Source organism: Pseudomonas kuykendallii, assembly GCF_900106975.1.
Classification (GTDB): Bacteria; Pseudomonadota; Gammaproteobacteria; order Pseudomonadales; family Pseudomonadaceae; genus Pseudomonas_O; species Pseudomonas_O kuykendallii.
The window spans coordinates 155,930-168,937 of the sequence record NZ_FNNU01000005.1; the positions used below are offsets into that span (position 1 = coordinate 155,930).

At 65.8% G+C, this 13,008-nt stretch carries 9 protein-coding genes; 5 read left to right on the top strand and 4 right to left on the bottom strand.

The window, feature by feature from the left end; translation table 11 throughout:
• Positions 1-47: 47 nt before the first annotated feature.
• From epsC to BLV15_RS16660, 4 genes are read right to left on the bottom strand one after another with little or no spacing between them, the layout of a single operon-like run.
• Entirely contained in the window at positions 48-989 is a 942-nt protein-coding gene (gene epsC / locus BLV15_RS16650; RefSeq protein WP_090230731.1) for a serine O-acetyltransferase EpsC, read from the bottom strand.
• A 60-nt stretch (positions 990-1,049) separates the two neighbouring features.
• Positions 1,050-1,160: a DUF2474 family protein gene (locus BLV15_RS21895; RefSeq protein WP_139210731.1), complete on the bottom strand. Its 111-nt coding sequence runs from the start codon at positions 1,158-1,160 to the stop codon at positions 1,050-1,052.
• Positions 1,160-2,164 (bottom strand): cytochrome d ubiquinol oxidase subunit II, encoded by a 1,005-nt coding sequence (cydB, locus tag BLV15_RS16655; protein ID WP_090230734.1) that lies wholly within the window; start codon positions 2,162-2,164, stop codon positions 1,160-1,162. The genes BLV15_RS21895 and cydB overlap by 1 nt, the downstream gene beginning before the upstream one ends.
• Positions 2,154-3,599, bottom strand: coding sequence for a cytochrome ubiquinol oxidase subunit I (locus tag BLV15_RS16660; protein ID WP_090230736.1), 1,446 nt, complete (start codon positions 3,597-3,599; stop codon positions 2,154-2,156). Before BLV15_RS16660 ends, cydB begins: the two co-directional genes overlap by 11 nt.
• Positions 3,600-4,342: 743 nt before the next feature.
• Here BLV15_RS16660 and glgA point away from each other — a divergent pair.
• The 5 genes from glgA to BLV15_RS16685 all read left to right on the top strand — a co-directional run bounded on the left by glgA (position 4,343) and on the right by BLV15_RS16685 (position 12,968).
• Entirely contained in the window at positions 4,343-5,830 is a 1,488-nt protein-coding gene (gene glgA, locus BLV15_RS16665) for a glycogen synthase GlgA (RefSeq protein WP_245728216.1), read from the top strand.
• A gap of 93 nt (positions 5,831-5,923) precedes the next feature.
• Positions 5,924-7,702: a malto-oligosyltrehalose trehalohydrolase gene (gene treZ, locus BLV15_RS16670; RefSeq protein WP_090230741.1), complete on the top strand. Its 1,779-nt coding sequence runs from the start codon at positions 5,924-5,926 to the stop codon at positions 7,700-7,702.
• Positions 7,699-9,771 (top strand): 4-alpha-glucanotransferase, encoded by a 2,073-nt coding sequence (malQ, locus tag BLV15_RS16675; RefSeq protein WP_090230744.1) that lies wholly within the window; start codon positions 7,699-7,701, stop codon positions 9,769-9,771. Before treZ ends, malQ begins: the two co-directional genes overlap by 4 nt.
• The gene (locus BLV15_RS16680) at positions 9,772-12,576 is read left to right on the top strand and encodes a malto-oligosyltrehalose synthase (RefSeq protein WP_090230747.1); all 2,805 of its coding nucleotides are present in this window, start codon (positions 9,772-9,774) and stop codon (positions 12,574-12,576) included.
• 17 nt (positions 12,577-12,593) lie between these two features.
• Positions 12,594-12,968: a DUF2934 domain-containing protein gene (locus tag BLV15_RS16685; protein WP_090230750.1), complete on the top strand. Its 375-nt coding sequence runs from the start codon at positions 12,594-12,596 to the stop codon at positions 12,966-12,968.
• Positions 12,969-13,008 lie beyond the last annotated feature (40 nt).

Consider the following 13,008-nt stretch of genomic DNA (forward strand, 5'->3'; position numbering starts at 1 on the left):
CGACAAATGCTAATACTAAAAAAGAATTAGCTTGGACATAAAGTCCTTCAGCAATCGCCGCCTACCTGGCTCTGCAGGTTCGCCTGGGTGACGTTGCTGTCCGCCGGCACGCTGCGGGTCAGCCAGACGTTGCCGCCGATGGTCGAGCCCTGGCCGATGGTGATGCGCCCGAGGATGGTCGCGCCCGCGTAGATCACCACATCGTCTTCGACGATCGGGTGGCGCGGCTGGCCCTTCTGCAGGTTGCCGGATTCGTCGGCGGGGAAGCGCTTGGCGCCCAGCGTGACGGCCTGATAGATGCGTACCCGCTGGCCGATGATCGCGGTTTCGCCAATCACCACACCCGTTCCGTGATCGATGAAGAAACTCGGGCCGATCTGCGCGCCTGGGTGGATGTCGATGCCGGTCAGCGAATGGGCAATCTCCGCGACTATCCGCGCCAGCAGGGTAAGCCCGGCCTTGTAGAGGTGATGCGCGAGACGGTGGTGGATGATCGCGAGGATGCCGGGATAGCAGACCAGCACTTCGTCGACGCTGCGCGCCGCCGGGTCGCCCTGGTAGGCGGCCAGCACGTCGGTGTCGAGCAGGCGCCGCAGCGCTGGCAATGCGGCGGCGAACTCGCGCACCAGTTCGACCGCGCGGGCGCTTTCGTTGATCGCTTCGTGTCCCTGCTGGCGGGCCTGGTAGCGCAGCTCGCGTTGCACTTCCAGGCGCAGCGCGTTGAGCGCGACGTCCAGGGTGTGGCCGACGTAAAAATCCTCGCTCTCTTCGCGCAGATCGGTCGGCCCGAGGCGCATCGGGAACAGCGCTCCGCTGATCGCCTCGATGACCTGGGCGACCCGCTCGCGGGACGGCAATTCGCGGCATTGCTTGTCGTTGGCTCGGCCGTGGCTGCTGCGCCAGTCGATGCGCGCGCTGCGCAGCTCGCCGACGATGCGCTCGAGTTCCCAATGCAGGGGCCGCGAAGCGTTGGAAGAATCCTGGTTCATCGCATGTCGTTCCAGTCAATCGGAACGCCGATGTTAACCCCAACGCCCGCCGCTTGGCTCTCAGTCGATGCCCATCGCCAGCCGAATGCCGTAGGCCAGCAGCGTCACCGCCAGCACGCCGGCGCACCACAGGCCGACGAACCAGGCCAGTCGCTTCAGGCGTCCGGGCATCAGTGATAGCCCTCGCCGACGTTGATCTTCCCGCGGAAGACCCAGTAGCTGTAGAAGGTGTAGGCGAGGATCACCGGGACCAGGGTCAACACCCCGACCAGAGTGAACGACTGGCTTTTGGGCGGTGCCGCCGCCTGCCAGATGGAGATGTCCGGCGGCACGATGTTCGGCCACAGGCTGATGGCCAGCCCCGTGTAGGCCAGGAAGATCAGCGCCAGGGTCAGCACGAACGGCTGGATCTCCCGGTGCCGGATTACCGCCCGGACCAGCGCGAACACGGTGAGCGCCACCAGCAGCGGCACCGGCAGGAAGTAGAACAGGTTGGGCAAGGTGAACCAGCGCTCGGCGATGGCGTCGTGCGCCAGCGGCGTCCACAGGCTGACGATGGCGATGGTCGCCAGCAGCACCAGGGTCAGCGGAGTCATCAGGCGGAACATCCGTTGCTGCAACTCACCGCTGGTCTTCATGATCAGCCAGCCGCAACCGAGCATCGCGTAGCCGACCACCAGGGCCAGCCCGGTGAACACCGGGAACGGCGCCAGCCAGTCCAGCGGCCCGCCCGCGAAGCTGCGCCCCTCGACCGGAATGCCGTCGATGAAGGCACCCAGCACCACGCCCTGGCTGAAGGTCGCCAGCACCGAACCGCCGATGAAAGCCTTGTCCCACCAGTGCTTGCTGCGCTTGGCCTTGAAGCGGAACTCGAAGGCCACGCCGCGGAAGATCAGCGCCACCAGCATGAGTATCAACGGCAGATAGAGCGCGGTCAGCACCACCGAATAGGCCAGCGGAAAGGCGGCGAACAGCCCTGCCCCGCCGAGCACCAGCCAGGTTTCGTTGCCGTCCCAGATCGGCGCGACGGTGTTCATCATCACGTCGCGGTTCTCTTCCTCGCGAATGAACGGGAAAAGGATGCCGATGCCCAGGTCGAAGCCGTCCATGACCACGTACATGAAGATGCCGAAGGCGATGATGCCGGCCCATACCAGTGGAAGATCAAAGCTCATCGCGGTCTCCTTTGCCTGACTGGCGTTCGTCGCCGTCGATGTCCGGTTCTGCGCCGGACAGCGGCCGCATCGGCTGTCGCGAGTGACCGGGACCTGCGTCTTCCATGGGCGGCGCGTCGCCCAGCAGCTTCGGTCCCTTGCGCATCAGGCGCAGCAGGTAGGTGATGCCGACGCCGAAGACCAGGAAGTAGACGACGAAGAACAGGCTCATGCTGACGCCCATCTCCTTGGCGCCGTGTCCGGACACCGCATCGCTGGTGCGCAGCAGGCCGTAGATCACCCACGGCTGACGACCGACTTCGGTGGTTATCCAGCCGGCGAGGATGGCGATGGTCCCGGCCGGGCCCAGCAACAGCACGAAGCGGTGGAACCAGGGCGACTCGTACAGTCGCCCGCGTAACCTCAGGTAGGCGCTCCAGAAGCCGGCGAGGATCATCAGCAGGCCCAGCCCGACCATGACGCGGAAGCTCCAGAACACGATCAGCGAATTCGGCCGGTCTTCCTTCGGCCAGGCCTTCAGTCCCTTGATTTCGCCGTCCCAGTCGTGGGCGAGGATCAGGCTACCGAGACGCGGAACGCCGAGCGCGAAATGCGTGGTTTCGGCTTCCATGTCGGGAATGCCGAACAGCAGCAGGGGAATTCCGCGCTCGGTTTCCCAGTGGCCCTCGATGGCGGCGATCTTCGCCGGCTGGTGCTTGAGCGTATTCAGGCCATGGAAGTCCCCTACCACGGCCTGCACAGGCGCCACGATCAGTGCCATCCACATGGCCATCGAGAACATCCGCCGGATACCGGGTTCGCGATTGCCCTTGAGCAGGTGCCAGGCGCCGGTGGCACCGACGATGAAGGCGGTGGCAATGAACGCCGCTATCGCCATGTGCGCCAGGCGATAGGAAAAGGACGGGTTGAAGACGATCTGCCACCAGTCCGCCGGCTCGAAGATGCCGTCGACGATCGCGTAGCCCTGCGGCGTATGCATCCAGCTGTTGGACGAGAGAATCCAGAAGGTCGAGATCAGCGTGCCGATGGCCACCATCAAGGTGGCGAAGAAGTGCAGTCCGCGACCGACCTTGTTCCAGCCGAACAGCATGATGCCGAGGAAGCCGGCCTCGAGGAAAAACGCGGTGAGCACCTCGTAGGTGAGCAACGGGCCCATGATGCTGCCGGCCTTCTCCGAGAGTCCCGCCCAGTTGGTGCCGAACTGGTAGCTCATGACCACGCCGGAGACCACGCCCATGGCGAAGGTAACCGCGAATATCTGTAACCAGAACCGGTAAAGCTGTCGGTAGCTTTCGTCGCGGGTACGCAGCCACAGGCCTTCGAGCACCGCCAGGTAGCTGGCCAGGCCGATGCTGAACGCCGGGAAGATGATGTGGAAGGAGATGGTGAAAGCGAACTGGATGCGGGCCAGTTCCAGAGCGTCCAGGCCGAACATGGCAATCCTCTCGGGCACGGTAGGCAGGGTCGCCTGCAACGGAACATGGCGGTATCTGTCGTACCGCTGGACGGAGCGCCTCGAGGGCGATCGATGCAGGCCCAGTTGTGACGGGGCAAGTCGCGCTTTAGTTTGCTCTCGAGGGCAGTATTAACTGCGTCGGTTCGTCGCAGAGCATTAAAGACCATGCGCAAAGGGTTGTAACGGGCGTTCTACAACGCATGTAGCCGCCTTGGAGCAGTCCGCCGGGCAACCCATATCGAGCTCCGATCCCGGCGAACCAGCCGACCGGTGGTAGGAGGCCGAAGGGATATGTCCTGATTTTAAAAAATCACCTTTGAATTCAGTTAATTAACGTTTTCATTCGAATGTTTTTCTTGCGCTAAGCCTGGGGTTTTAGCGAGGCCATTTCGGATTGGTTCGCAAGCGACTCTTTATCCTGCGAAATTGATGCTCCAGCTCAGAACTAAAGATTGCCGTCCGGGGTCAGGATAACTAGGCCGTGCAACGCACCGATAACAGCGGGCGTCACGGTCAATTCTGCTTTTCGCAGTCCATTCTAATAATGTTGCCGAACCCGGATCTGCTGCGATTCTTGCATCGCTGCGATGAAGGTTGCGCGTTTCGTAGTTGGGGAATGCGACCCTGCCAGGTCGCTGCTGGATTTCATCGGAGGGCTACATATGGGTGACGCGGCATTGAAAACGGTGTTTGGAAGCGCGGCCAGGACGGCCAGTGTGCCTATGGTCATCCGGCCGACACTTGAGGTCCGTAGCATTCAGGACAGCAAGAAGAAAGTGCTCTTCGTTACTTCGGAACTCGCCGACCTCGTCAAGACGGGTGGCCTGGGCGATGTTTCCGCCGCTCTACCTCGGGCTTTGTCGAACCTTCACGATGTTCGCGTTCTGATTCCGGGCTACCCCCAAGTGATCAACAGCGGCCATACCATTCGGGTGATCGGCGAAGTCAGCGGGCATGCCGCCCTGCCGCCGAGCAAGATCGGCCGGATCGATCTGGACGACGGCCTGATCATCTACGTATTGCTCTGCCCGGAGCTGTACGACCGCGACGGCAGCCCCTATGGCGACAACAACGGCCGCGACTGGCCGGACAACCACATCCGCTTCGCCCGCCTGGGCCTGGCCGCCGCAGAGTTTGCCGCTGGTGCAGCAGGTATTCGCTGGTGCCCCGATCTGGTGCATGCCAATGACTGGCCCGCCGGACTGGCGCCGGCCTACATGCACTGGCGTGGCCAGAAGACCCCCAGCGTCTTCACCATCCATAACCTCGCGTACCAAGGGACACTGCCGTTCGAGTGCAGCCCGGAGCTGGACATCCCCGCCTCGGCGTGCACCCCGGAACGCATGGAATTCCACGGTCGCCTGTCCATGCTCAAGGCCGGCATCGCTTACGCCAGCCACGTGACGACGGTCAGCGCCACCTACGCCGAGGAAATCACCACTCCAGAATTCGGTTGCGGGCTCGAAGGCTTCCTCGCCAGCACTGCGCGTTCCGGCCGCCTCAGCGGCATCATCAATGGCATCGACGAGAGCTGGGAGCCGGAAACCGATCCGCACCTGGTTCAGCGCTTCGCCATCCACGATTGGGAAGGCAAGGCGGTCAACGCGCAGCACGTTCGCGACCTGTTCGGTCTGCAGCCCTCCTCCGGCCCGTTGTTCGCGGTGGTTTCGCGCCTGGTCTATCAGAAAGGTCTCGACCTCACCCTGAAAGTCGCCCACGACATCGTCGCCGCCGGTGGCCAGATCGCCATCATTGGCCGCGGCGAGCCGCACATCGAGAACGCCATGCGCGATTTGGGTCGGCGTTATCCAGGACAGATCGGCGTGCACATCGGTTTCAACGAGACCGACGCCCGCCGCATGTTCGCCGGTAGTGACTTCCTGCTGATGCCCTCTCGCTACGAGCCCTGCGGCCTCAGCCAGATGTATGCGCAACGCTTCGGTTCGCTGCCGGTCGCGCGGCGCACCGGCGGACTCGCCGACAGCATCGAGGACGGCGTCACCGGTTTCCTGTTCAACGAATCGACCATCCATAGCTATCAGGAGGCAGTACAGCGCGCGCTGCATGTCTTCGCCCAACCCGGGCTGCTCAATGCCATGCGCTGTCGCGCCATGGCATCCCCGTTCTACTGGCATCAGTCGATCGCTCCTTACGCCCACCTCTACGAACAGTTGTTGGAAGGTCGTAGCGAGGCCGCAGCGGTCAACTGAAACCACCATCTCCGGCACTCCGGTAGCTACCTGTGGATGCGTCGACACGCTGAAGCCGGTGGCTACCGCCATCGCCGGTAAGGCGAAAATGCAATGGCTCCCGAAGTGATCGACAGCGGGCGGCACGGCGCCGTGTTGCTCGAACAAGGCAAAACCCGCTTTTCCCTCTGGGCACCGGACGCCCGCAGCGTGGCCGTCGAACTGGACGGCGGACATCGTCATCCGCTGGAGAAATCCGCCGATGGCTGGTTCCTCGCCGAGCTTCCGGTAAGTGCCGGTACGCGCTACCAGTACCGCATTGATGACGACCTGCTGGTGCCCGATCCCGCGTCGCGGGCGCAATCGGGTGACGTCCATTCGCCGAGCGTGGTGGTCGACCCGCAGGCCTATGCCTGGCAATCCACCGACTGGCTGGGTCGCCCCTGGCGCGAGACGGTGCTCTACGAACTCCATGTGGGACTGCTGGGCGGTTACGCCGGCGTCGAGAAGCACCTGCCGCGTCTGGTCGAGCTGGGCGTCACCGCGATCGAGCTGATGCCGCTCAACGAGTTTCCCGGCGCACGCAACTGGGGCTATGACGGCGTCCTGCCCTACGCACCCGAGGCCTCCTACGGTACGCCGGACGAGCTCAAGCACCTGATCGACACGGCCCACGGGCTCGGCCTGATGGTCTTTCTCGATGTCGTCTACAACCACTTCGGCCCGGACGGCAACTACCTCGGCGCCTACGCCAAGGACTTCTTCAACCACGACCTGCATACGCCATGGGGCGACGCCATCGACTTCCGCCGCCGCGAGGTGCGCGACTTCTTCATCGACAACGCGCTGATGTGGGTGAACGACTACCGCTTCGACGGCCTGCGCCTGGACGCCGTGCATGCGATCTCCGAGCGTGACTTCCTCGTCGAGCTGGCCGAGCGCGTGCGCGCCTCGCTGCAACCCGGCCGCCATGTGCACCTGGTGCTGGAAAACGAGAACAACGCCTCCAGCTTGCTGGAGAACGCTTTCGAGGCGCAGTGGAACGACGACGGGCACAACGTCCTGCACGTGCTGCTCACCGGCGAGCACCAGGGTTACTACGCCGACTACGCCAGCGACGCCACCGCCAAGCTGGCCCGCTGCCTCGGCCAGGGCTTCATCTACCAGGGCAACGCCAACCGTCACGGCAAGTCGCGCGGCGAGCCCAGCGGCCACCTGTCGCCAACGGCCTTCGTGCTGTTCCTGCAGAACCACGACCAGACCGGCAACCGTGCCTTCGGCGACCGTCTGGTCGGCCTGGTGGAAGAACCTCGTGCACTGCGCGCAGCGACCGCTGTGCTGCTGCTTTCGCCGATGATCCCGATGCTGTTCATGGGCGAGGAATGGGGCGCGAAGCAGCCCTTCCTGTTCTTCACCGATCATCACGGAGAACTGGCCGAGGCGGTGCGTGAAGGACGCCGGGGCGAGTTTTCCGAGTTCGCGGAGTTCAACGACGAACGCAAGCGCGCGCTGATTCCCGATCCCAACGCCGAAAGCACCTTCGAGGCGTCCCGTCCCGATTTCGACGCAGTCGGGGAACCCGAGCACGCCGAGTGGCATGCGCTGTACAAGTCGTTGCTCGCGCTGCGCCATGCGCAGATCGTCCCTAACCTGGCGCAGGCGAAGATGCTCGGTGCCGAGGTGGTCGGCGACAAGGCCGTGGTCGCGCGCTGGCAGCTGGGTGAGCGGGTGCTGCGCATCGAGCTCAACCTGGGCGCCGAGGCGCTGTCGCTGGCGGATTCCAGCGCCGCTTTCGAGCCGATCCACGAGAGCATCGATAGCGCATTCGACGCACGCGCGAAGGGACAACTGCAAGGTCTCGCGGCCTTGGTCTTCTGGGAGAACCGAACATGAGTGCCCTGCTTCACAAACTCGCCCGCGCCGCCGGCGTGGCGATCGACTGGGTGGATGCCGACGGCCGTGCGCAGACCGTGACCGACGAGGTCCTGCGTTCGGTGCTGGGCGGGCTCGAGTTGCCCGCCGAGGACGACGAGCAGGTGCTCGACAGCCTCGAAAAGCTCCGCCGCATCCTCGGCTCGGGCAACCTGCCGCCGCTGCTCACCGTCGATCGAGGCCAGTGGCTCGACCTGTCCCACTACTTTTCGCCCAACGCTTTGTGCGAGGTCGAGCTGGAGAATGGCGGGCGCCTCGCCCTGCACCTGAGCGACCACGGCTGGCTGCCGGCGCTGGACGAAATCGGCTATCACACGCTGCGTTTCGCCGGTGAACAGTGCGTGCTGGCCGTGGCGCCGCAGCGCTGCTTCAACATGAGCGATGCCACGGGAAGTCGTCATCCGCGTGCCTGGGGCATCGGCGTGCAGCTGTATTCCCTGCGCCGCGCCGGCGACGGCGGAATTGGCGATACCCAAGCGCTGGAAGTCCTCGCCCGCTCGGCTGCCGCGCATGGCGCCGATGCGTTGGGCATCAGCCCGGTGCACGCCATGTTCAGCGCCGACAGCAACCGCTACAGCCCCTATTCGCCGTCGAGTCGCCTGTTCAACAACGTGCTCTACAGCGCGCCGGGCAGCATCCTCGGCGAGCGAGCGGTACGCCAGGCGATGGAGTCGGCCGGGCTGGAAGCGGAGATGCAGCGCCTCGAACAGCTCGAGTTGATCGACTGGCCCGCCGCTGCCGCCGCCAAGCAGCGCCTGTTGTGGGCGCTCTACGAGGATTTCCGCACCGGCGGCAATCCCCTGGCGGAAGACTTCGCCAGCTTCCGCCGGCATGCCGGCGAGGCGCTGGAGAACCACTGCCGCTTCGAGGCGCTGCACGCCTTCCACATCCGCGAAGGCGACATCTGGGACTGGCGTCACTGGCCGCAGGAGTACCGCAACCCGCACAGCGCCGCTGTCATCGACTTCGCCCGCGAGCACGCCGAGGAAATCAGCTATCACGCGTTCTGCCAGTGGCTGATCGACCGCGGCCTGGACCGCACGCAGACCGCCGCGCGCTCCGCCGGCATGCACATCGGCCTGATCAGCGACCTCGCCGTCGGCGCGGATGGCGGCGGCAGCCAGGCCTGGAGCCGGCAGGCGCAACTGCTGCCGCAGCTCACCGTCGGCGCGCCGCCGGACATCCTCAACCGCTCCGGGCAGAGCTGGGGCATCTCCGCCTTCTCGCCCTGGGGGCTGAAGGCGCACGGATTCTCCGCCTTCATCGAGATGCTGCGGGCGAACCTCGCCCACGCCGGCGGCATGCGCATCGACCATGTCATGGGGTTGCATCGCCTGTGGGTCATGCCCGCCGGCGCCAGCTCCGATCAGGGCGCCTATCTGCATTATCCGGAAGAGGACCTGCTGCGCCTGCTGGCCCTGGAATCGGTGCGCCACCATGCCATCGTCCTCGGTGAAGACCTAGGGACCGTGCCCGAAGGCCTGCGCGAGCGCCTGGCCGCGCGCGGCATCCTCGGCATGCGCGTGCTGCTGTTCGAGCAGGACCACGCCCAGCGTTTCTTCGCCCCGCAGGAATGGCCGGAGACCTCCATCGCCACCACCAGCACCCACGACCTGCCGCCGATCCCGGCGTGGTGGAAAGGCGGCGACATCGAATGGCGCGCCCGCATCGAAGGGCTCGCCGAGGAAAAGCTCGACGAACAGCGGCGCGCCCGCGAGCGTGAGCGCGAGGGGTTGCGCGCCGCCCTCGCGCGCGCCTGCGATCTGCCCGCCGACGTCACCGCGCAGTCCCCCGCGCTGGGTGACGCCGCGGCCGCCTTCATCGGCCTGACGCCCGCGCCGCTGGCGTTGCTGCCGATGGAGGACGTGCTCGGCCTGGAAGAACAACCCAACCTCCCCGGCACCATCGACGAACACCCGAACTGGCGACGCCGCTGGGAAGGCGACTGCGCCGACCTGCTCGACGCCCCGCTACCCCGCCAGCGCCTGCTGGTTCTCGACAAGGCCCGCCACCAAACGGAGCAAAACTAGATGAAGCCACTCAGCGCCACGCTGCGCTTGCAGTTCCATAAAGGCTTCACGTTGGACGATGCCGTCCCGCTGGTCGACTACTTCGCCAGCCTCGGCATCAGCCACCTTTATGCCTCGCCCCTGCTTACAGCCCGCCCCGGTTCGATGCACGGCTACGACGTCGTCGACCCCACCGCGATCAACCCGGAACTCGGCGGCGAAGCCGCGCTGCATCGCCTGGTCGCGGCGCTGCGCGAGCGCGGCATGGGGCTGATCCTCGACATCGTGTCCAACCACATGGCCGTGGGCGGATCGAACAATCCCTGGTGGCTCGACGTGCTCGAGTGGGGCACGCGCAGCCCCTACGCGCAGTTCTTCGACATCCAGTGGAATTCGCCCGACCCCTTGCTGGAAGGACAATTGCTGGTGCCCTTCCTGCGCTCCGACTACGGCGAGGTGCTGCAGGCCGGCGAGATCGTCGTGCGGTTCGACGCCGCCAGCGGCGCGTTCTACGCGGAGCACTACGAGCACCGCTTCCCGATCAGCCCGCCCAGCTACGTCGAGCTGCTCAGCGGCAGCGGTAACCCCGAGTTGATCGCCCTCGGCGAACGCTTCGCCACCCTGCGCGAGCAGGAAAATCCCTACCAGTGCGCCAAGGAACTGCGCGCCGAGCTGGCCGAGGCCGCGAGCCGGGGCGATGCCGCCGAGGATATCCAGCGCATGCTGGCGCGCTTCGACGCCACCCAGCCAGAAGGCTTCCAGCGCCTGCATGCGCTGCTCGAACGCCAGCACTACCGCCTGGCGAGCTGGCGCACGGCTGGCGACGACATCAACTGGCGGCGCTTCTTCGACATCAACGAGCTGGGCGGCCTGCGCGTCGAGCGGCCGGTGGTATTCGAGGAAACCCACGCGAAAATCTTCGAGCTCGTCGCCAACGGGCAGATCGACGGCCTGCGCATCGACCACGTCGACGGCCTGGCCAACCCGCGCGGCTACTGTCGCCAGCTGCGCCGGCGTGTCGAACGGCTGATCGCCGGGCGCTCGTCAGCGACCGCCCTGGAGCACTTCCCTATCTACGTCGAGAAAATCCTCGGCCCCGAGGAGCAGCTGCAACGCGACTGGGGCGTGGACGGCACCACCGGCTACGAATTCATGAACCAGGTGTCGCTGCTGCAGCACGACCCGGCGGGCGAGGCGGTGCTCGGCGAACTGTGGAGCCGGGTCAGCGAGCGCACGGCGGATTTCATGGAGGAAGTGCGCGCCGCCAAGCAACTGGTGGTCACCGGTTCCCTGGCCGGCGACTACGAGACGGTCGCGCAGCTGCTGCTGCAGGTCGCCCGTGGCGACCTGATGACCCGCGACCTCACGCTCGGCGCGATCCGCCGCGCGCTGCTCGAACTGATCGTGCATTTCCCGGTATACCGCACCTACATCGGCGCCACCGGCCGCCGCGAGTCGGACGAGCCGTTCTTCCAGCAGGCGCTGGAAGGCGCGCGCACCACCCTCGGTGAGGCCGACTGGCCGCTGCTCGCGCACCTGGAGCGCTGGCTCGGCGGCGAACCGCTGCGCGATGTGCCGCCGGGGCCGATCCGGGCCGCCCGCAAGCAGGCGTGCGTGCGTTTCCAACAGCTCACCTCGCCGGCGGCGGCCAAGGCGGTGGAGGACACCGCCTGCTACCGCAGCGCCGTGCTGCTCTCGCGCAACGACGTCGGCTTCGACCCGCAGCTGTTCAGCGCCCCGCCGCAGGCCTTCCACGCCGCCGCGCTGGAGCGTGCCGAGGCGTTTCCGCGCAACCTGCTGACCACCGCTACCCACGACCACAAACGGGGCGAGGACACCCGGGCGCGGATCACCGTGCTCAGCGAGCGTGCGTCCTGGTTCGCCGAGCAGGTGGACCGCTGGCTGGAAATGGCCGCACCGCTGCGCGCGGACCTCGCCGATGGCGTCGCACCGTCGCCCGGTGACGAGCTGATGCTGATGCAGATCCTGCTCGGCAGCTGGCCGCTGGACCTCGATCCCGACGACGCCGCCGGCATGCAGGAGTACGCAGGGCGGATCGGCCAGTGGCAGGAGAAGGCCGTCCGCGAAGCCAAGCTGCGCAGCACCTGGAGCGCGCCCAACGAGGCGTACGAAAGCGCCTGCCGCGCCTATTTGGAGCGTCTGTTGCAGCAGGACGAAGGCGCGCAGCTGCGTCGCGAGATCGCCGCGGCCGCGATGAGAATCGCCCCGGCCGGCGCGCTCAACGGTCTGGTCCAGACCTTGCTGCGGATGACCGCGCCCGGCGTGCCCGACCTGTACCAAGGCGCCGAGTTCTGGGACTTCAGCCTGGTCGACCCGGACAACCGCCGTCCGGTCGACTTCGCCGCCCGCCGCGAGGCGCTCGCCGCCGAGCGGGATCTCGCTGAGCGGAGTCCCGCCGAACTGATCGCCAGCTGGCGTGACGGACGTATCAAACAGTGGCTGATCGCCCAGACGTTGCAGCTGCGTGCGGAGCTGCCGGAACTGTTCACGGCAGGTGATTACCTGCCGCTGGAAGTGCATGGCGAACAGGCGGAGCGCGTTCTCGCGTTCGCCCGCCGCCATGAAGGGAGGAGCGTCGTGGTCATAGTGCCGCGGCTGACGTTCACGCTGCTCGGAGGTAGTGATAATCCGGCCATCGCGCCCGATAGCTGGGGCGATACCTACGTGCAACTGCCTGAAAGTCTGGCGAATCAGGGGCTGAGGGGACTTTTTGGCGGTGGCGCAGTCACACACAACGAGCAGGTGCGGCTTGCCGAGGTCCTGGCTACGTTTCCGCTAGGCATTTTGCGATCTGAACCAACGTAAAACATGGAGACTTCAACATGAGTGCTAAAGACGAGCGTATACGCGAATTCGCCTACCAGATCTGGGAGTCCGAAGGCCGCCCAGACGGTCAGGAGCAGCGGCACTGGGAGATGGCCCGCAAGCTGGCCGCCGCCGAGGCGCTGCCCGCGAGCAAGGCCAAGGCTCCGGCCAAGCCGCGCAAGGCAAGCAAGCCCAAGGCGGCACCGGAACCCGCAGCCGCCGCACCCGCTGCCAGCGCCAGCGCCAGCGACAAGCCTGCCCTGGTGAAGAAGCCGCGCAAACCGGCCGAACCCAAGTCGAGCGCGCCGAAGGAGGCCAAACCGGCTGCGCCGAAGTCCGCCGCTTCCAAACCCGCCAAGCCGGCTGCCAAGCCAACCGCCCCGAAAGCCTGAACGTCCCTTGCAGTGCGCTTGCCATTGCGCATAGGAGAAA